Source organism: Citrobacter sp. RHB35-C21 (assembly GCF_013816515.1).
GTDB classification, from domain to species: Bacteria; Pseudomonadota; Gammaproteobacteria; order Enterobacterales; family Enterobacteriaceae; genus Citrobacter; species Citrobacter braakii.
In genome coordinates this window covers 13,680-32,757 of the sequence record NZ_CP057147.1, presented here as the reverse complement: position 1 = coordinate 32,757, position 19,078 = coordinate 13,680, and the positions used below count along the sequence as shown (strand labels likewise).

At 53.2% G+C, this 19,078-nt stretch carries 17 protein-coding genes; 6 read left to right on the top strand and 11 right to left on the bottom strand.

The window, feature by feature from the left end; translation table 11 throughout:
* Both ilvB and ivbL read right to left on the bottom strand, forming a co-directional pair.
* On the bottom strand, positions 1-1,689 hold the full coding sequence (ilvB, locus tag HVZ39_RS00145) for an acetolactate synthase large subunit (RefSeq protein WP_016155049.1): 1,689 nt from the start codon (positions 1,687-1,689) through the stop codon (positions 1-3).
* A 107-nt stretch (positions 1,690-1,796) separates the two neighbouring features.
* Entirely contained in the window at positions 1,797-1,895 is a 99-nt protein-coding gene (gene ivbL / locus HVZ39_RS00140; protein ID WP_003827118.1) for an ilvB operon leader peptide IvbL, read from the bottom strand.
* Positions 1,896-2,417: 522 nt separating this feature from the next.
* On the opposite strand from ivbL, the gene tisB reads away from it, so the two are divergent.
* The 3 genes from tisB (at position 2,418) to emrD (ending at position 4,842) form a co-directional block, all read left to right on the top strand.
* Positions 2,418-2,507, top strand: a complete 90-nt coding sequence (gene tisB / locus HVZ39_RS00135; protein ID WP_003023909.1) for a type I toxin-antitoxin system toxin TisB — start codon at positions 2,418-2,420, stop codon at positions 2,505-2,507.
* A 123-nt stretch (positions 2,508-2,630) separates the two neighbouring features.
* Positions 2,631-3,464 (top strand): DMT family transporter, encoded by an 834-nt coding sequence (locus HVZ39_RS00130; protein WP_016157806.1) that lies wholly within the window; start codon positions 2,631-2,633, stop codon positions 3,462-3,464.
* 193 nt (positions 3,465-3,657) lie between these two features.
* Positions 3,658-4,842: a multidrug efflux MFS transporter EmrD gene (gene emrD, locus HVZ39_RS00125; RefSeq protein ID WP_047498775.1), complete on the top strand. Its 1,185-nt coding sequence runs from the start codon at positions 3,658-3,660 to the stop codon at positions 4,840-4,842.
* On the opposite strand, the gene HVZ39_RS00120 is transcribed toward emrD, so the two are convergent.
* Positions 4,769-5,851, bottom strand: a complete 1,083-nt coding sequence (locus HVZ39_RS00120) for a cellulase family glycosylhydrolase (protein WP_181633083.1) — start codon at positions 5,849-5,851, stop codon at positions 4,769-4,771. The two genes, emrD and HVZ39_RS00120, sit on opposite strands and share 74 nt — an antisense overlap.
* A gap of 78 nt (positions 5,852-5,929) precedes the next feature.
* On the bottom strand, positions 5,930-6,856 hold the full coding sequence (gene dsdC / locus HVZ39_RS00115) for a DNA-binding transcriptional regulator DsdC (RefSeq protein WP_016155054.1): 927 nt from the start codon (positions 6,854-6,856) through the stop codon (positions 5,930-5,932).
* A 229-nt stretch (positions 6,857-7,085) separates the two neighbouring features.
* Here dsdC and dsdX point away from each other — a divergent pair, with 229 nt between their 5' ends.
* Positions 7,086-8,423, top strand: coding sequence for a D-serine transporter DsdX (gene dsdX / locus HVZ39_RS00110; RefSeq protein ID WP_016157809.1), 1,338 nt, complete (start codon positions 7,086-7,088; stop codon positions 8,421-8,423).
* 17 nt (positions 8,424-8,440) lie between these two features.
* A complete protein-coding gene (gene dsdA, locus HVZ39_RS00105; protein ID WP_049282843.1) occupies positions 8,441-9,763 on the top strand; it encodes a D-serine ammonia-lyase in 1,323 nt (440 codons plus the stop codon).
* A gap of 12 nt (positions 9,764-9,775) precedes the next feature.
* Here dsdA and HVZ39_RS00100 read toward each other — a convergent pair whose 3' ends face one another.
* The 5 genes from HVZ39_RS00100 to HVZ39_RS00080 all read right to left on the bottom strand — a co-directional run bounded on the left by HVZ39_RS00100 (position 9,776) and on the right by HVZ39_RS00080 (position 14,888).
* Positions 9,776-10,888 carry an anaerobic sulfatase maturase gene (locus HVZ39_RS00100; RefSeq protein ID WP_181629538.1) on the bottom strand — a complete coding sequence of 371 codons (1,113 nt, stop codon included), beginning with the start codon at positions 10,886-10,888 and terminating at the stop codon, positions 9,776-9,778.
* A complete protein-coding gene (locus HVZ39_RS00095) occupies positions 10,885-11,247 on the bottom strand; it encodes a DUF202 domain-containing protein (RefSeq protein WP_016155058.1) in 363 nt (120 codons plus the stop codon). The genes HVZ39_RS00100 and HVZ39_RS00095 overlap by 4 nt, the downstream gene beginning before the upstream one ends.
* Positions 11,237-11,584: a DUF202 domain-containing protein gene (locus tag HVZ39_RS00090; protein ID WP_016157812.1), complete on the bottom strand. Its 348-nt coding sequence runs from the start codon at positions 11,582-11,584 to the stop codon at positions 11,237-11,239. Before HVZ39_RS00090 ends, HVZ39_RS00095 begins: the two co-directional genes overlap by 11 nt.
* A 98-nt stretch (positions 11,585-11,682) precedes the next feature.
* Positions 11,683-13,176 (bottom strand): sulfatase-like hydrolase/transferase, encoded by a 1,494-nt coding sequence (locus HVZ39_RS00085; protein ID WP_181633082.1) that lies wholly within the window; start codon positions 13,174-13,176, stop codon positions 11,683-11,685.
* Positions 13,173-14,888 (bottom strand): solute:sodium symporter family transporter, encoded by a 1,716-nt coding sequence (locus tag HVZ39_RS00080; RefSeq protein WP_047499146.1) that lies wholly within the window; start codon positions 14,886-14,888, stop codon positions 13,173-13,175. Before HVZ39_RS00080 ends, HVZ39_RS00085 begins: the two co-directional genes overlap by 4 nt.
* Positions 14,889-15,055: 167 nt before the next feature.
* On the opposite strand from HVZ39_RS00080, the gene HVZ39_RS00075 reads away from it, so the two are divergent.
* Positions 15,056-15,949 (top strand): AraC family transcriptional regulator, encoded by an 894-nt coding sequence (locus HVZ39_RS00075; protein WP_029139706.1) that lies wholly within the window; start codon positions 15,056-15,058, stop codon positions 15,947-15,949.
* Here HVZ39_RS00075 and HVZ39_RS00070 read toward each other — a convergent pair.
* Positions 15,946-17,268, bottom strand: a complete 1,323-nt coding sequence (locus HVZ39_RS00070) for a 6-phospho-alpha-glucosidase (RefSeq protein ID WP_019078008.1) — start codon at positions 17,266-17,268, stop codon at positions 15,946-15,948. The two genes, HVZ39_RS00075 and HVZ39_RS00070, sit on opposite strands and share 4 nt — an antisense overlap.
* Positions 17,265-18,884, bottom strand: a complete 1,620-nt coding sequence (locus HVZ39_RS00065; RefSeq protein ID WP_131347235.1) for an alpha-glucoside-specific PTS transporter subunit IIBC — start codon at positions 18,882-18,884, stop codon at positions 17,265-17,267. The genes HVZ39_RS00070 and HVZ39_RS00065 overlap by 4 nt, the downstream gene beginning before the upstream one ends.
* Between the last annotated feature and the right edge of the window lie 194 nt (positions 18,885-19,078).

Sequence of the window (19,078 nt, the reverse complement as noted above, 5' to 3'; positions counted from 1 at the left end):
TTATTCCCCCACCATTTCTGTGTTTGCCGCACCCGGCGGCACCATCGGGTACACTTTTTCTTCGGCATCGATGCGCACGTGGATCAGCGCAGGTCCAGGGCGATTAATAATCTCCTGCAACGCTGCCTGTGGATCCGCTTCGTTATTCAAATCGCAGGTTTCGAGGCCAAACCCGGCGGCTATCTGCATAAAGTTAATCATCCCCGGATATGTCGCCGCAAAAACGCCCTGCTTATAGAACAAACTCTGCTGCTGATACACCAGACCCAACGCTTCGTTATTCATCAGGATGATTTTAATATCCAGCTGATTTTCGCTGGCCGTCGCCATTTCCTGAATATTCATCATCAGGCTACCGTCGCCGGAGAAGCACAGCACCTTTTTGTCCGGGTTGACCAGCGCTGCGCCAATTGCCGCCGGCAGGCCAAAGCCCATGGTTCCCAGACCGCCGGAGGTCAGCCACTGACGCGGACGGTTCAGCGGGTAAGCCTGTGCGGCCCACATCTGATGCTGGCCTACGTCGGTGGTGATAATGGCATTGTCATCCACGCAGGCCGCTACGGCGTTGATCAGCCCATAGTGGCTGAGCGGGTCGCTTTCCTGAGGAATGCTGCAGGGGAATTCGCGTTGTAAATCGGCCACCATTTGATGCCACGACTCTCGCGGCTGCGCGTCAATTAATGGGATCAGTTGCGCCAGAACCTCATCGACATCCGCCTGAATCGCCACGTGCGGCTGTTTGATTTTACCCAGCTCCGCGCGGTCGATGTCCACGTGGATGATTTTGGCGTTCGGACAGAACTGCTCAGTTTTACCAATCGCCCGGTCATCAAAACGTGCGCCCAAAACAATCAATAAGTCCGCTTCTTGCAGAATAAAGTTAGTGCTGCGCGCGCCGTGCATACCCAACATGCCTAACGACAGCGGATGCGCTTTCGGCAACATACCGAGCGCCATTAAGGTCATGGTAGTGGGCAGCATAGCTTTTTCTGCCAGTTCACGAACCCGCTCAGGCGCGTTAATCACGCCGCCGCCGAGATACAGCACCGGACGCTGTGCGGCGTTAATCATGGCCGCGGCATCGCGAATGCTGTCCTGGCTGAACGCCGGTGCCGCCATTTTCTGCGCGGGCTCCGGCATCTCTTCAATTTCAAAAACTGCAGTTTGAATATCCTTAGGAATGTCTATCCACACCGGGCCCGGACGGCCGGACTGCGCAATGCGGAACGCATCGCTCATGACCTGCGGTAATTCACTGATATGGCGGACCAGATAGTTGTGCTTGGTGATGGGGATAGAGATGCCGTAGGTATCGACTTCCTGGAAGGCGTCGGTCCCGATCATTGAGGCCGGAACCTGCCCGGTGATACACACCAGCGGGATGGAATCCAGCCGCGCGTCGGCAATGGCGGTCACCAGGTTGGTCGCGCCCGGTCCGCTACAGGCCATACAGACGGCGGGTTTACCATCGGTTCTCGCCATCCCCTGCGCGATAAACCCCGCGCCCTGCTCGTGGCGCGCCAGGATATGACGGATTTGCGTGCTTTGGCTCAAGGCGTCATAGACGGGAAGAATCGATCCGCCAGGAATACCGGTGACCACCTGAATCCCCTGGCGTTCCATGAAATGAACGATGAATTCTGCGCCCGTAAAACGCGTACGCTTGGATGTTATGCCCGAACTTGCCATGCTCCAGTCCTTTTATTCTGGGCCTTTGCTTCGGGCAGGTCTCTTAAACGAAAAACCCCGCCCGGTTTGCGCCGGCGGGGTTTTGGAATCGTGTGTTGATCCGGACCCTACGGCGCATTGCCGACGACCACCACCACACGCACGACGACCGCTGCGCGAGATGGCGCAGTTTTTAGTAGGGTCGCAGTCAGCATGGAAGGGTTCATTAGGGACCTGTCTGTTTGTTGATTAACTGGATTTATACAAACACAGGTTTTTCAGCGTGACAATGGAAAATTTTTCATCTGCATAAAAATGCGTCAACGATCACATTTCGCTGTGCAGAGTCGGAAAACAAAAAACCCCGCCGGAGCGAGGTTTTTTTCAGCGCTGTGCGGTTGGTAGCCGCCGAACACACTGTGTTATGTCAACGGAAAAAGTATACGCGTTCTGCGAAGAACACGCAATTTCGGCACGAATTTTGATGGTTTTGAGTATGGAACATGAATGGCACAATGTCCATAAAATACTGTTAATTTATACAGTATTTATCTATAATGTCTCGGTACGCAATGTGTTATGCGGGGGCCGCATCGTAAACCGGCGCATCAAAGTCCTGGCTGAAACGGGTGGTGCCGTCAGCGCCTTAACCCCCGTGTGAGCACACTGTGTTATGTCAACAAAGGTGCTGGCAACAGGCAGCGGCGAGGTACGTCAGCACCGTGCTCCTTGTACCAAAAGGAGAGCGTATGAGCCTCGTGGATATCGCTATTCTTATCCTCAAACTCATTGTTGCAGCACTGCAACTACTTGATGCCGTTCTGAAATACGTTAAGTAATTCGGATTCAAGTCGCACCTAAGGGGAGCGGGTAACACTCCGCTCCCCTTTCACCTTCTCCCTGGTGCTTGTCTCGCGCCAATATGTTACGTTTTTATGACATTCTCAGGGAAGAACGCCACCATGACGCTTTCTGTTTTCTGCATTTTGCTGTTCGCCGCACTGCTGCACGCCAGTTGGAATGCCATTGTTAAAGCTGGAAACGATAAACTGTACTCGGCGATTGGCGTCAGCGGCTCCGCGGCGATTATGGCATTGATCTGCTTACCCTTCGCGCCTCAGCCTTCCGCCGCCAGCCTACCGTTTTTGGCCGTCTCAACCGCGTTGCAAGTGGTGTATACGGTCCTGGTCGCCAAAACCTATCAGGTTTCGGATATGAGCCAGACCTATCCTCTGATGCGTGGGACAGCACCGCTGCTGGTTGCGATTATCAGCGTCTTGTTCCTTGGCGATAGCCTGTCTGTGTTTGCCTGGGTGGGGATTGCTACGATCTGTCTGGCCATTCTCGGCATGGCATTTAACGGACGCAGCAGCTCACAACGCGGGATCGTACTGGCGCTCATTAACGCCTGCTTTATCGCCGGTTACACGCTGGTTGATGGCACCGGCGTACGCTTATCAGAAACCGCGCTCGGTTATACGCTGTGGACCTTCTTTCTGAACGGTTCCTGTCTGCTGGGCTGGGCGATGATCGCCCGGCGCCGGGAAGCATCGCGCTATCTGGTACAACAGTGGAAGAAAGGTATTCTGGGCGGGATTGGTACGATGGGTTCTTACGGTCTGGCGCTGTGGGCCATGACCCAGGCTCCGTTGGCGGTGGTCGCAGCGCTGCGTGAAACCTCCATTCTGTTTGGCGCTCTGCTCGCCTGGCTACTGCTGAAAGAAAAGGTTGCCGGAATACGCCTTGTCGCGGCCGCCGGTATTGCCGTAGGCGCTGTCTTACTTCGCTTGTCATGATCGCGCCGTAAAGCCGATGCAATCCGGCAACATTTGTTGCCGCTTTTTGTTTACATTTCCTGCCGTTCATCGCGTAAACATTCCAGCCCACTATCTGGCCTTCTTTTTCTGTTGTGGTAGATTCCACGCGAATTTACGGGAAAGTACAGCACCTTATTCTTCTTTTTTCTCTTTTTTAAAAGTAATCAGCGAAATGAAAAGGCATAGAAGCGTCAATTTGTTGTTGATGTTGGTATTACTGGTGGCGGTAGGTCAGATGGCGCAAACCATTTATATCCCCGCGATTGCTGATATGGCGCGTGAACTGAACGTTCGCGAAGGAGCGGTGCAAAGCGTAATGGCCGCCTACCTGCTGACCTACGGCCTGTCACAACTGTTTTACGGCCCACTTTCCGATCGCGTTGGCCGCCGTCCGGTGATCCTCACCGGAATGTCTATTTTTATGCTGGCCACGCTGGTCGCGATTACCACCCACAGCCTGACGGTACTGATTATCGCCAGTGCAATCCAGGGCATGGGAACAGGCGTCGGCGGTGTAATGGCGCGAACCTTACCGCGCGATCTGTACGAAGGTACGCAGTTGCGCCACGCGAATAGTTTGTTAAATATGGGGATTCTGGTGAGTCCGCTGCTGGCCCCGCTGATTGGCGGCATGCTGGATACCCTGTGGAACTGGCGCGCCTGTTACATCTTCCTGCTGGTTCTGTGCGCGGGCGTCACGTTTAGCATGGCGCGCTGGATGCCGGAAACGCGTCCTGCGGGCGCACCGCGTCCACGCCTTATCGCCAGCTATAAAACGCTGTTTGGTAACAGTTCTTTCACCTGTTACGTGCTGATGCTGATCGGCGGCCTGGCGGGCGTTGCGGTCTTCGAGGCCTGCTCCGGGGTATTGTTGGGCGCAAGGCTCGGTTTAAGCAGCATGGTGGTCAGTATCCTGTTTATTCTGCCCATCCCGGCGGCATTTTTCGGCGCCTGGTTCGCCGGTCGCCCGAATAAGCGTTTCTCGACGCTGATGTGGCAGTCGGTTATCTGCTGTCTGGTAGCCGGTTTAATGATGTGGATCCCGGGCCTGTTTGACGTGATGAACGTCTGGACGCTGCTGGTTCCCGCCGCACTATTTTTCTTCGGTGCCGGGATGCTGTTTCCGCTGGCAACCAGTGGCGCAATGGAGCCTTTCCCATTCCTGGCAGGCACTGCCGGTGCGCTGGTTGGGGGATTACAGAATATTGGTTCCGGCGTGCTGGCGTGGTTCTCTGCAATGCTGCCGCAGACCGGGCAAGCCAGTCTGGGCCTGCTGATGACCCTTATGGGACTGTTGATTTTTGTTTGCTGGCTTCCGCTGGCGTCACGCGTATCGCATCAGGGGCAGGCGGTTTAAGCGTATGATGGCCCGGCTTATCGCCGGGCTTTTCGCATTCAGGCGCGATCATCGTCGTCAGTAACGGCTCCAGCGCCGGACGCCAGGCGCCTTCCTCGCCATCATAAAACTGCGTATCCGCATTGATAGCATAGGGAATTTTCGCTTTTTTCAGTTCGCACGCCATAAATCGGGCAAACGCCATTTGCGAGGCAGATGGCGCATTCCTGATGGTTTCTCCTGGCGACCAGCCTCCCACCCAACTGACATGACCTGTTTTCTGCTGCCAGTGAATGGCGGTATTAATACGGGCGCGAATAGCGGCCTTTTCTGCCGCTGTGCCTGAGGTCCACGGATATTTACCGTTATTTTTCAGCGGCCCCCACGGAAAAATATGCCATTGAGCCAGCACGGTATTCTGACTTTGCGGCGGCAGTTTCAGGTCAGGCAAATCTTCCGGCGCGGCGCGTAGTCGCGGCGCGATAAAAATCATCCGCTGCGGGTCGATGGCATGGACAGTACGAATGGTTTTGTCATACACCCGATTGAGCGATACCTGATTATGATTGAGCTTATCAGAGGGTTCGTATATCAGGTCGAAACCCAGCAACGGCGAGCTTTGACCAAAGTAATGCGCCACCGCCACCCACCAGTTAACCACCTCTTTTTCGTTACCGGTACTGGGATCTTTTTTATATTCGTCAGCCTGATAGGCAATTATCGGGATCACGCCATACTGCTCGCAGGCTTCCACCAGCTTGCGCAGATGTATAAGCCGCGCCTCCGTAGGCTCTCCCGCCACGCGAATGCGCACGTGGGTTAACCCTTTCGCCTTGTAATCCCGCACCACCAGCGGATCGAATTCACGGATACCCCGATCGGTGCGCGCCCAGTCTACGTCCATCCCAACGCCAAGCTGCTGCGCATACTGCGCCGCAGTCAGCACAGGTTGCGCGGCACACACGGTGGCGCTGGCTAACAGTAAAAGGGAAACAATCGGCTTTAACACGGTCGTCCTTACGCAAATCATCAGGAGTGATATCACGTATTTAGCATGCTTTTTCACTTTGCGTGTAGCGAGAAAGCGTAAAAAATATTCGCGGCCCGCTTATTTAACCTGTTCCTGAAGCCAGCGAATAAACGCCTCGATTTTCGGCCATTGTCTGCCAGGCAGGGTAGTGATGTAGTAGTGCTGATGGCATTTCAGCGCCATATCGCCAAAAGGCGCAACCAGCTCTCCGCTGTCGAGGCGTTTTTGCACCAGCCGCTTTCGGCCCATCGCCACGCCGATATGATTCATCGCCGCAATCACCGCCAAATCAGAACGATCAAAGCCAATTCCCGACGATGTCGGCAGATTCACCGAAAAATGCTGCGCCCAACTGTGCCATTCATCGGTCCCGGAGTCGTTACTCCACGCCTGTCTGTCATGCAGCAACGTACAGTGCGGTAAATTCACCAGCGAACCGGTAAGGTCATGGCGGCGAGCGTAGTCCGGGCTGCATACCGGCAGGATCTCTTCATCCATCAGGAAGTGGTGCGTGAGCTGCGCGGAGGGCGCGTCGTCAAAATAGATGGCCAGATCGACCCCGGCACGCTGCAGATTGACGTTGTCGTTCCCGGTCAGCATGGTCAGCGAAATCGACGGATAGCGACGGGTAAAGTCGCCGAGCGCCGGAACCAGCCAGCACTGAGCGATAGAAGGCCGTGAGTACACGGTGAGCGTCCCGGACAACTCCTGATTTTTAATATCAAGGATTTCCTGATTCAGCGTATCCAGCGATGATTTCAGCGCCCAGAACACCCGCTTGCCCTCGTGGGTGAGTTCCACTTTACGATGCGAACGAACAAACAGCTGAATACCCAGCTCATCTTCCAGCTGATTAATGCGATGGCTGACAGCGCTGGGGCTTAATGACAGCTCATCTGCCGCCAGCGCAAACGACTGATGCCGGGCCGCCACTTCAAAGGTATACAGCTTTGACAACTGCCAGCCGTTGAGCAGCCGATTTCTGACCTCGCGTAAGGGATCCATGTTCACCTCCTGTCCTCCTGATTCATTCGCCGGAGTGTAAAAAAGTTCGCTGCAAAAATCAGCACAAAGATGAATCAAGGTGAACCATATCGCATAAACAAAGCGTAATTAGACGTAAATCACCTACTTGATGCAATCTGGCTCATGTGAAAGGGGATTTATATCGTTTGTCAGACCATGCCTTATTTTTGTCCAATAACCCTATATTAATCACAGGGCAAGGTGAGTTATGCACTCTCAAATCTGGGTTGTGAGCACGCTGCTGATAAGCATCGTGTTAATCGTTTTGACCATCGTGAAGTTCAAATTCCACCCGTTTCTGGCGCTGCTGTTAGCCAGCTTCTTCGTGGGTACGATGATGGGTATGGGGCCGCTGGATATGGTCAATGCCATTGAGAGTGGCATCGGCGGTACGCTGGGATTCCTCGCCGCGGTTATCGGTCTTGGGACCATTCTTGGCAAAATGATGGAAGTGTCCGGCGCGGCCGAACGTATCGGCCTGACGCTACAGCGCTGTCGCTGGCTTTCCGCTGACGTCATTATGGTACTGGTCGGGCTGATTTGCGGGATCACGCTGTTTGTTGAAGTCGGCGTAGTGCTGTTGATTCCTCTGGCCTTTTCAATTGCCAAAAAAACCAATACCTCGCTACTGAAGCTGGCGATTCCGTTATGTACAGCGCTGATGGCGGTACACTGCGTCGTGCCGCCGCATCCAGCCGCCCTGTTCGTGGCGAACAAGCTGGGCGCGGACATTGGCACCGTGATTGTCTACGGCTTACTGGTGGGCTTAATGGCCTCGCTGATCGGCGGTCCGCTGTATCTGAAATTCCTCGGTAACCGTCTGCCGTTTAAACCGGTTCCGGCTGAGTTTTCCGACCTCAAGGTGCGCGACGAAAGTACGCTGCCATCGCTGGGCGCTACGCTGTTTACCGTACTGCTGCCGATTGGCCTGATGCTGGTAAAAACCGTCGCTGAGCTGAACATGGCGAAAGGCAGCACGGTTTATACGCTGTTGGAGTTTATTGGTAACCCGATCACCGCGATGTTTATTGCCGTTTTCGTGGCCTATTACATTCTCGGCCTGCGTCAGCACATTGGCATGGGTGCGCTGCTGACCCACACCGAAAACGGTTTTGGCTCCATTGCTAACATTTTGCTGATTATCGGCGCAGGCGGCGCATTCAACGCTATCCTCAAGAGCAGCGGACTGGCGGATACCCTCGCGCTGATCCTCTCGAACATGCATATGCACCCGATTCTGCTGGCATGGCTGGTGGCGTTAATCCTGCATGCTGCGGTGGGCTCTGCCACGGTGGCGATGATGGGTGCGACGGCAATCGTGGCCCCGATGCTGCCGCTCTACCCCAACGTTAGCCCGGAGATCATCGCCATTGCCATCGGTTCCGGCGCGATTGGCTGCACGATCGTCACCGATTCCCTCTTCTGGCTGGTGAAGCAGTACTGCGGCGCCACTCTAAATGAGACGTTCAAATATTATACGACCGCGACATTTATCGCGTCCGTTATTGCACTGGTTTGCACATTCCTGCTTTCCTTTATTATCTAAGCGCAAAGAGACTGACTATGGAAAACATTCAAACACTTATCGCCCAGCATCCTTTAGTGGAAGATCTGGTCGCTCTCAAGGAGACGACCTGGTTTAACCCTGGCACTACCTCTCTTGCGGAAGGTTTACCGTATGTTGGCCTGACAGAGCACGATGTTCAGGATGCCCACGCTCGTCTGACGCGCTTCGCGCCGTATCTGGCGCAAGCATTCCCGGAAACCGCAGCCACCGGCGGCATTATCGAATCTGAACTGGCCGCGATCCCGGCGATGCAAAAGCGGCTGGAAAAAGAGTATGGGCAGCGCATCAACGGCGAAATTCTGCTGAAGAAAGACAGCCATCTACCGATTTCCGGCTCAATTAAAGCGCGTGGCGGTATTTATGAAGTGCTAACCCACGCGGAAAAACTGGCGCTGGAGGCCGGTCTGCTGACCACACAAGACGATTACAGCATTCTGCTTTCGCCTGAGTTTAAACAGTTCTTCAGTCAGTACAGCATCGCCGTAGGCTCCACTGGCAACCTTGGGATGTCGATCGGCATTATGAGCGCCCGTATCGGCTTTAAGGTGACGGTTCATATGTCTGCCGACGCTCGCGCATGGAAAAAAGCCAAACTGCGCAGCCACGGCGTGACGGTCGTGGAGTATGAAGAAGATTATGGCGTGGCGGTTGAGCAGGGCCGTAAGGCGGCACAATCCGATCCGAACTGTTTCTTTATCGATGATGAAAATTCCCGCACGTTGTTTTTAGGTTATGCGGTCGCCGGCCAGCGTCTGAAGGCGCAGTTCGCGCAGCAGGGGCGCGTGGTGGATGCCGACCATCCGCTGTTTGTTTACCTGCCGTGCGGCGTCGGCGGTGGGCCTGGCGGGGTGGCGTTTGGCCTGAAGCTGGCATTCGGCGATAACGTGCACTGCTTCTTCGCAGAACCGACCCATTCACCGTGCATGCTGCTGGGGATTTATACCGGGCTGCACGATACAATTTCTGTGCAGGACATTGGCATCGATAACCTGACAGCGGCAGATGGGCTGGCGGTGGGCCGCGCGTCCGGCTTTGTTGGCCGGGCAATGGAACGTCTGCTCGACGGTCTGTACACCCTGGACGATCAGACTATGTACGACATGCTGGGCTGGCTGGCGCAGGAAGAAGGCATTCGCCTTGAGCCGTCGGCGCTGGCCGGGATGGCCGGTCCGCAGCACGTTTGCGCTTCTGCTGACTATCAGCAAATGCATGGCTTCAGCGCGGAGCAGCTCAATAACGCCACCCACCTGGTGTGGGCGACCGGCGGCGGCATGGTGCCGGAAGCCGAAATGGCGCAGTATCTGGCCAAAGGACGTTAAACGCCGCTGAACTTAACGCAGCATCGCCATCAGTTCCATCGGTGAGCGATGTTGCTTCAGAAGGTCACGCATCACGCGCATATGCGGCGCGGTATGATTGAAGAAAGCGCTGTATCCGCCGCAAATCGCACTCTTTCCACTGCTGTCGCGATGCTTTGGACAATCGCCATGGCAAAAGCGTAATAGCGAACACGCCTGGCATTCCGCGCTCAGCGTGGTTCTCTTGGACTGACCAAACGCCGCTGCCCACGGGCTGGCGTTGAGCTCACTCAACGACGTGCGATGAATATTACCCAAGCGAAAATCTGGGTGGACATAGTGATCGCACTGATACAAATCGCCATTCGCTTCCAGAGCAAAAGCATGTCCGCAGGTGGAGCTTAGCGAACACATCTGCGCCGGGTGTCCGCACCATACGCCCAGAGTTGAATCAAATAACTGGACGAATACGCGGCCAATATCCTCTCTGACCCAGATATCAAAGACGGAATTCAGGAAGGTTCCCCACGCCTGAGGCGGGACGGATTCGGCGGTAAGCTCGCTGTCTTCATCATATTCAACCAGCGGAATGAACTGCAAAAAAGGCGTGCCAAGCTGGCGAAGGTAGCGATACATCTGTCCTGGTCGCTGGCTGTTCAGAGAATTAACCACTACCAGCAGATTGAACTCCACCTGATGCTTACGGAGCCTGGCAATGGCGTCCACCACCTTATGGTGAGTCGGTTTTCCGCTGCGGTTAACACGATAAGCATCGTGCAACTCGGCGGGGCCATCCAACGAAATCCCCACCAGCCAGCCGTTATCGTGCAAAAACTGACACCATTCGTCGTTGAGCAAAATCCCGTTGGTCTGGAACGCGTTATGGATTTTCTTCCCTTCCCCGTACTGTTTTTGCAACGTCACTATGCGGCGAAAAAAGTCGATGCCACAGAGGGTTGGCTCTCCGCCCTGCCAGGCGAACATCACGTCAGCCCCCGGCTGTGCGGCGATATGCTGACGGATAAACGTCTCTAAGGTGGCGTCGTCCATTTCGGGTTGAGTGGGTTTATCAATGTAAAAACAGTAACGACAATCCAGGTTACAACGAGAGCTGGCTGGTTTGGCCATGACCTGACATCCTGTCATGCTAAATTCCCGATAAACGCAATAAGTTGGCGGACATGCGTTACAGCAAACAGTATTGCGAGGGATAACACCGCGAGGGAGATCATAAATTTGTCACGCACCGCGCGAGATTCAGAAAAATCGCTATGCGTAACATCCATCAGATTACGGCTGCGGGTATAGCGCCACAGAACGATTGCCACCAGCGCCAGCACCACAATTGAAACCCAAAACAGGAAACCCGCCTGATGCCAGTTGTGCTTCAGCGCCAACGCCATTAGCGCGCCATAACCCAGAAGCGTACGAAACCAGGCCAGCGATGTTCGCTCCGGTTGTAACCCCGGATCGGCGATACGTCGCGACTTACGGCTATCCGGCATACAGCACCAGTCCCATGACAATCACCGCGACAATAAACAAAATCAGACTGATGATTAACAGGCTATGGGTATAGGGCAAATCCTCTTTCAGGCGCATCGCCCTCTCATTACGCAGCCAGCGCAGGTAGCCATAAATCGCCAGACCACCGGCAAACAGGCACAGCAACAGCGCCAAAAGCTCACGAATTACCGGCGTGGCAAAATCCGGAGCCAGTTGGTCGAGACCAACCCCCGCCGCCAGAAACCCCAGCGCGGTACGGATCCACGCCAGAAAGGTACGCTCATTTGCCAGTGAGAAGCGGTAATCCGGGGCTTCTCCAAGGCGGGAAATTTTCATTCAAACTCCTCTGGCTGTCATTGCCGGATGGCGGCTAATGCCTTATCCGGCCGACAGGTAAGTGCAAATATGAGTATCTGCGCCAATTGGCATTGTAGTCAGAACTTCTGCTTTTTCTCCTCCACTTTTACGCCCTGGGTTGGTAAACCGGTGTCGTAATCGCGTACCACCGGAGAATAGCCGTCTTGCGGGCGCGGGCGAAAAGCGCCCATCCAGCGCGGTACGGCGTCAGGACGCCAGGGACGTAAACTCCACTGATAGGTGCGGAATGGATCGCGGATTTTATCCATATAGTCCAGCAGCGCATCGTGCATCTGGCAGCGAACATCGGCTAATTGCGGAGAATCTATCTGGTTATGTAGCTCATCGGGATCGTTTCGTCTGTCGTAAAACTCATCACTGGTAAACAGGTTCAGCACCAGCTTCCAGTCATCCGTCACCCAGCAACGTACCGGTATAAATCCGCCAAAACTGTCATGTTCAATCTCATAACGATTGAACTCCACCATCACACCGCGTGGTTTTTCAACGGTAAGGATGTTTTCACCCGGCAGGATTTGTGGCTTCTCAATACCCGCCAGCGCCATCATCGTCGGCAGCAGATCGATATGGCTGACCGGCGTGTCTACCTGCATGGATTCTCCCTGAGGCGAGCGCATAATCAGCGGAATTCGCGTGATGTCGTCATACATCGCTGCCCCCTTACTGATAAGCTTATGCGCCCCCATCATCTCGCCATGATCGGAGGTGTAAATGACCCAGGTGTTGTCCCGCTGCATGGGCGTTAAGCTATTAATAACCCGGCCAATCTGGTCATCGACAAAGTCGTTGCAGGCAAAATAGAGCGGATGGTGATAGCGCCCATCATCACCTACCGGCGAAGGCATCGCTTCAGACCAAAGACGATGATGTTCAGGTTTGTTACTCAAAGAGTCGTGCGCCTTCATCCCCAGGTCATAATAAAAATCCTGATATTTCTGCAGATACTCCACGGGACAGGTAAACGGGTGATGCGGCTCGTCGTAGGAAACTACCATCAGGAAGGGTTCTTCATCACGTGCAGGGTGGCGGAGGAAATCAACCGCCCGGTTACTGATGCGGTGCGCCCAGGTAAAGGTTTCATTGATATTGTTAGCCAGCAAATCCTCCACGCTGTTCAGACCGTTACGCCACAAACCGATCTCTTTGTCCGTCAGTTCCGCGAGGTAATTTGCCCCGTCATACCAGTAGTCAGCATCCCATTCGGGCGGGCACTCACCGGTACCAAAGTAATCGTGCCCGTCGAGATGCCACTTGCCGATGTAGCAGGTGTGATAGCCCGCATCCTTAAAATAGCGTCCCATGGTGGAGATATTTTTCCCCGGCGCGACGTTATTGGTCCACGGGCCGGACTGGTTGGCATAAATACCGGTAAACAGCCCAGCGCGGGCCGGGGTGCACACCGGTGAGCAGGTATAAGCAGAATTGAAGCGAATACCTTCCGCCGCCAGGCTATCAATGTTATTGGTATTCAGCGACTTACCACTATAACAGCCGACCATATTGGTCGCCTGGGTATCAGTCATAATGAACAGAAAATTAGGGCGGGTCATGCTTTATCCTTAGCGTCAGAGACAGAAAGCGCAGTGGCCAAACGACGCGTCTGCCAGCTGCTGTAAATTAAATACATCATCACTGCCGCCGTAATTGAGTAGCAGAGAATCGTCAGCCATTGGGTGTTGTACCCTCCAAACTGCGCCAGTCCGGCATAGACGCCGAGCATCGCGGTCAGGATACCGACAGAGGCAAGTTTGGCGTTTTTCCACGGCTTCATGTCTACCGCAAAAGCATCATGGAATTTAAACGGCGTCGCACGCGGCTTGATAATGCCGATAACCAGCATCACCACCACGTTGATGCAGAAGGTACAGGCCAGTACGTAAAGGAAGTGAAAGTCGAACTTCACCAGATAATTAATGGTGATGTAGCTGACGATACCGAATCCCATAGCGACTTTCGCTGCCAGCGCAGGGATGCGCGGGAAAAAGAATCCCATGATGATGATGGTCACCAACGGCACGTTATAAATACCGTTGAGCTGTTTCATCCAGCTGTAGAGTCCTTCCGGTGCATTAGCGATCCACGGTGCTACCAGCACGGAAATTACCGCGATAAAGAATCCGAACTTACGCCCAACCCGAACCAGCTGTTCCGATTGGGCGTGTTGATTAATAATCCGCCGATATATTCCCATGCTAAATAAGGTACTGGCGCTGTTTAAAAATCCATTGAATGTACTGATTACCGCGCCGAATAAAACGGCACCGAAAAACCCCACCAAAGGGACAGGCAGCACGTTATTTACCAGTGTCGGATATGCCATATCCGCCTTTGGCAGATCCTGGTATAGATGAAAAGCAATTAAACCTGGTAATACCAGCACCAGTGGATCGAGCATTTTCAATACCGCTGTGAGCAATGCTCCTTTCTGCCCTTCGGCGAGGCTTTTGGAAGCCAGCGTACGTTGTACGATGCCCTGATTAGTACACCAGTAGAAGGTATTCACCAGAATCAAACCGGTAAAGGCTGCACCTATCGGCAGCGGATCGTTCGCTCCACCAATTGAGTTTAATTTCTCCGCATGTACGGTGGTCAGTTGCTCAACACCTTGTAAAAAACTGCCTTTTCCCATCGCAATCAGGCCGAACACGGGGACCATCAATCCACCAATCACCAGCCCTATACCATTGATAGAATCGGCCACCGCCATCGCACGTAAACCGCCGATCACCGCATAAATAATCCCGGCAAGGCCCAGCAAAATAACCAGTAACCAGATTGCTGCGCCCTGAGAAATATTCAGCGATTCACCGATGTGAAAAAGGCTATTCAGCGCCAGCGCCCCTGAATAAAGCACAATCGGCAGGAAGCAGACGCCAGTGGCAATAAGAAAGCAAAAATCGATAATGATTCGCGTGGTTTTATCGTAACGCTCTTCCAGAAAATCTGGGATCGTAGCGATACCACGTTGCAGATAGCGAGGTAGAAAAATCAGCGCCAGAAAGATAAGCGTCACCGCAGAGGTGACTTCCCAACCCATAACCGACATTCCGCTTTTGTAAGCCTGACCAGACAGACCAACCAACTGTTCGGTTGAAAGGTTAGTTAACATCAATGACGCGGCAATCACCGGCGCTTTCAATGAACGCCCGGCAAGAAAATACCCTTGTTGCGATCCGGTATCCGTTTTACGTACCTTCCACCAGGTGATTAGCGCCACCAGCAGCGTAAAGCCCACAAAGCTCAGAATTTGTAGCGTATTCATCTCATAGCCCTTATTTTTCATTATGTCCCGGCAGCTGTAGGGGGAATGCAAGGTAATGTGCGCCGGGTCAGGCAGTCAGATTTCTTAAAATAAAAACGTCATATCCCTGAACAGATTTTTTCTGTTAAGTTCAGGTTGTGGGCATAATTCTCCGGTGGGAAATTAAAATGAATGGAAAGATGCAAAGTTCGCATGTAAAAAACGAAACTACGTACAATATTCCCCTGTTGATTCATGAAAGTGTGATCTCCAGCGGGATTTCATTGATCTCGCTGTGGCACACCTATGCCGACGAACATTATCGGGTTATTTGGCCACGTGATAAGAAAAAACCGCTGATTGCTAATTCATGGGTTGCGGTCTACACCGTCCAGGGCTGTGGAAAAATCCTTCTTAAAGGCGGTGAACAAATCACGCTTACCGGAAACTGTATAATCTTTTTAAAACCAACCGATATACAGTCTTATCACTGTGAAGGGTTGGTATGGGAACAATACTGGATGGAATTCACACCAACCAGCGTAATGGATATTCCGCTACGACAACAAAGCATTATTTATAATGGTGATATTTATAATCATGAGCTGACCGAAGTTTCGCGATTAATTACATCCCCAGATTCAATAAAAAATAATCTGGCAGTCGCCTTTCTCACAAAAATAATTTATCAATGGATTTGTCTTATTTACGCCGAAGGTAAAAAAGACCCACAGCGAATACAGATTGAAAAACTGATTGCCACTCTACATGCCAGTCTACAAAAACGGTGGAGCGTGGCGGATATGGCAGCCACTATCCCCTGTAGCGAAGCCTGGCTACGTCGTCTTTTTTTACGCTATACCGGAAAAACACCGAAAGAATACTATCTGGATGCGCGGCTGGAACTGGCGTTATCGCTGCTAAAGCAGGAGGGAAATACGGTCGGGCAGGTCGCTGATATACTTAACTTCTTTGACTCGTTTCATTTCAGCAAGGCGTTTAAACACAAATTTGGCTATGCGCCGTCGGCGGTATTGAAACATGCGGACCGGCACCCAGAGGATGCCGGTCAACTGGGTTAGCGCAGTTCCGGCCAGTACTCTTTGTTAGCGTCGATCAAATCATCCAGAATCGCTTTAGCTACAGACGCACTCGGCACGGTTTTCGACAGGGTGATAGCCTGCCACAAACGCTGGTAAGAGCGGTGCTCCCAGGCATCGACCACCAGCTTCTCAACCGCCACCTGCTGGCTCATCAACCCTTTCTGGAACTGCGGGATATCCCCCACCGTCAGCGGCTCCGGGCCGTTATGCCCCACCAGGCATGGGATCTCGACCATCGCTTCATCATCAAAGTTATGAATCGCACCATTATTTGGCACAATCAGCAGCATCCGCTCCTGAGTGTTAAAGGCGATGGCCGCCGCCAGATCGACAATGTAGGAAGCATGTTCGTCAATCTCCAGTTCACCGGCCGCAGAATGGCCCGCCTCAATAATGGCCCGGCAGGAACCGAACACCTGTTTTTCGCGGTGATCCATAACCTCGTTGGCACGGGTACGCTGCGGATTGGAGTGCTGGACCACGTAATCCGGGAACAGATAGTATTTCAGGTAGGTATTTGGCATGGTGTCCGGATCCAACGCCTGCACATCCTTCGCCTTAGCGAAGGTATCGTTCCAGCTCGCCTCCGTATGCGGGTCGTTCGATGGCGGCACATAACCATGCTTCGCCACGTATTCACGCAGCTTCGGCATCAAATCGTTACCCTGGAGATCTTCAATTGATGTCCACCAGCCAAAGTGGTTCAGCCCGTAGTAGCGCACGCGCATCTGTTTACGATCTTTAAGGCCGACGATCTGCGCCATCCGTCCTTCAATACCGATGGGCATATCGCAAATATTGAGGATTTTCGCATTTGGACGCAGTCTACGCGTGGCTTCAGCAACAATTGCCGCCGGGTTAGAGTAGTTAAGCATCCAGGCGTTTGGTGAATATTTTTCCATATAATCCACCAGTTCCAGCACACCGCCAATAGATCGCATGCCGTAGGCAATCCCGCCCGGCCCACAGGTTTCCTGGCCTAACACCCCGTGACGTAATGGGATTTTCTCGTCTTGTTCACGCATTGGGTATTTACCCACGCGGATATGTGCCATCACGAAATCAACATCGGTAAACGCAGTTTTGGGATCGGTGGTGTAACTAAACTCTATCTCCGGCGCCTGCTCTTTGAGGATGATTTTACACGCCTCGGCAATCACCTCCTGACGCGCGCCATCGTTGTCATAAAATTTCAGCGCACGAAGCGGGAAACGGTCCTGATTTGCCAGCAACATCAGCACGATGCCCGGCGTAAAGGTACTACCACCACCTGCGATAACCACTGAGAATTTTTTCATGATACTGCCTCCGTCATGGGGATCTGTTCGTTTGATAAAGTAGATTTCATTAGCGTTTCGAGCTGGTCGCGTACCTGAGGGACGTGTAAACCAACAATGACCTGAATACCATTGCCGCGACGCACAACACCGTGTGCGCCCAGCGCTTTGAAGACGTCATCGCTTTGCGTTTTCGCCATGTCGTGAAGCGCAATCCGCAGGCGAGTGGCGCAGTTATTAATACTTTCGATATTGCCTGCGCCGCCTAACGCTTGCAGAAAACCGGCCGCCTGTCCCAGTTTGGTGTCTGGCGCAGCGGCGGTGGTTTGCCCACGCGCGGCTTTATAGTCAGCTTTGGTGTAGAGTTTGATTTCGCTATCTTCCCGGCCCGGCGTTTTCAGGTTGAAGCGCAGGATCAGCGCGCGGAAGATGGTGAAATAGATCGCGGTAAAGGCCAGGCCAATCGCTATCTGGGTGAACATCATTCCGGCATGGTTGTGGAACATTGGGATCCAGTTTTGCGGTAAGAACTGGTCAAGCAGGCCGCCACCCATATTGCCTACCACGCCGCAGAGATACATTACCGTCGCCATGGAGGCCGCCAGCACGGCGTGTACCGCAAACAGCAAGGGTGAGATAAACAGGAAGGTGAACTCCAGCGGTTCGGTAATCCCAACCAACACAGCCGTTAGCGTAGCGGGGATCAATAATCCCGCCACCTTCACCCGGTTTTCCGGAGAGGCAGTGAAGTAAAGCGCCAGAGCAATACCTAATGAACCAAAGATTTTCGAATTGCCGTGCAGAGCAAAACCCCCTTCCGGGAACAGCGTTTTCAGCGACTCTGTGCTTTGGCTGAATTCCTGCAAGTGCTGCGCCCAGTAGACCTGGATGCCGCCTTCCACCGCCGCAGGGCCGAAGATAAATGGACCATAGACGAAGTGATGCAGCCCGGTCGGAATCAAAATACGCTCAAGGAAGGTATAAACCCATACCCCCAGCGCACCCGCAGAACGCAGAAAAGCTTGCAGAGATTCAATCCCCATCTGCACCTTTGGCCAACCCAGCAGCGTCAGCCAGGCACAGGGAATCATCACCAGGAAGGCAATGATCACCACAAACGATGTTCCCTGAAAAATACCGAGAAATACTGGCAAGGGTTTGTCGAAATAACGGTTATGCAAGGCAGTAACAATACCGGAAATGACAATGGCGCCGATGATGCTGGTATCAAGTGTTTTAATCCCGGCCATCATCGTTAAGCCGCTACCTGCTGTCGGGTCTGCGCTAAAATCCACGCCGAAGAAATCTCCCCAGGTCATGCCCATGGCATTGATGAAGTAATTCCACGTAAGAAAGCTGACCAGTACCGCCAGACAAGCGCGCCCCTGAGCCTGTTTCGCCAGACCGATCGGCAGACCAACGGCGAAAATCAGCGGCATATTGCGAAATACCGTCCAGCCACCTTCTTCGATGATATGAACGATTTGTGCGAACAAACTGTTGGGATCGGTAAGCGCTTCACCCACAAACAGCGGGTTGCGCAGCATAATAGCGATACCGACGACGATACCGGCAAAGGGAAACAGCAGCACCGGGGTGAACATCGCGCCGCCAAAGCGTTGTATTTGACTGAGCATTTTCACATCCTCATATAACAACCAGTAGGGGAGAGGCCTTTTTTGTAGTGATTGCTGGCCTGATACGAGAATAGAAAGTTGCGATCCTTCAGACATGGCATGCCGCTGCGATTCGTGATCGCTTTCATGGTTTTAATTTCGGCAATGAGGTCTACTTTTTACGTAAAAGTTAGACATCAAAAGGTTTATGGTGC

What these genes read in the sequence shown, in the direction of transcription:
- ilvB (WP_016155049.1), bottom strand. Translation starts at nt 1,689, where the DNA reads ATGGCAAGTTCGGGCATAACATCCAAGCGTACGCGTTTTACGGGCGCA.
- ivbL (WP_003827118.1), bottom strand. Translation starts at nt 1,895, where the DNA reads ATGAACCCTTCCATGCTGACTGCGACCCTACTAAAAACTGCGCCATCT.
- tisB (WP_003023909.1), top strand. Translation starts at nt 2,418, where the DNA reads ATGAGCCTCGTGGATATCGCTATTCTTATCCTCAAACTCATTGTTGCA.
- HVZ39_RS00130 (WP_016157806.1), top strand. Translation starts at nt 2,631, where the DNA reads ATGACGCTTTCTGTTTTCTGCATTTTGCTGTTCGCCGCACTGCTGCAC.
- emrD (WP_047498775.1), top strand. Translation starts at nt 3,658, where the DNA reads ATGAAAAGGCATAGAAGCGTCAATTTGTTGTTGATGTTGGTATTACTG.
- HVZ39_RS00120 (WP_181633083.1), bottom strand. Translation starts at nt 5,851, where the DNA reads ATGATTTGCGTAAGGACGACCGTGTTAAAGCCGATTGTTTCCCTTTTA.
- dsdC (WP_016155054.1), bottom strand. Translation starts at nt 6,856, where the DNA reads ATGGATCCCTTACGCGAGGTCAGAAATCGGCTGCTCAACGGCTGGCAG.
- dsdX (WP_016157809.1), top strand. Translation starts at nt 7,086, where the DNA reads ATGCACTCTCAAATCTGGGTTGTGAGCACGCTGCTGATAAGCATCGTG.
- dsdA (WP_049282843.1), top strand. Translation starts at nt 8,441, where the DNA reads ATGGAAAACATTCAAACACTTATCGCCCAGCATCCTTTAGTGGAAGAT.
- HVZ39_RS00100 (WP_181629538.1), bottom strand. Translation starts at nt 10,888, where the DNA reads ATGACAGGATGTCAGGTCATGGCCAAACCAGCCAGCTCTCGTTGTAAC.
- HVZ39_RS00095 (WP_016155058.1), bottom strand. Translation starts at nt 11,247, where the DNA reads ATGCCGGATAGCCGTAAGTCGCGACGTATCGCCGATCCGGGGTTACAA.
- HVZ39_RS00090 (WP_016157812.1), bottom strand. Translation starts at nt 11,584, where the DNA reads ATGAAAATTTCCCGCCTTGGAGAAGCCCCGGATTACCGCTTCTCACTG.
- HVZ39_RS00085 (WP_181633082.1), bottom strand. Translation starts at nt 13,176, where the DNA reads ATGACCCGCCCTAATTTTCTGTTCATTATGACTGATACCCAGGCGACC.
- HVZ39_RS00080 (WP_047499146.1), bottom strand. Translation starts at nt 14,888, where the DNA reads ATGAATACGCTACAAATTCTGAGCTTTGTGGGCTTTACGCTGCTGGTG.
- HVZ39_RS00075 (WP_029139706.1), top strand. Translation starts at nt 15,056, where the DNA reads ATGAATGGAAAGATGCAAAGTTCGCATGTAAAAAACGAAACTACGTAC.
- HVZ39_RS00070 (WP_019078008.1), bottom strand. Translation starts at nt 17,268, where the DNA reads ATGAAAAAATTCTCAGTGGTTATCGCAGGTGGTGGTAGTACCTTTACG.
- HVZ39_RS00065 (WP_131347235.1), bottom strand. Translation starts at nt 18,884, where the DNA reads ATGCTCAGTCAAATACAACGCTTTGGCGGCGCGATGTTCACCCCGGTG.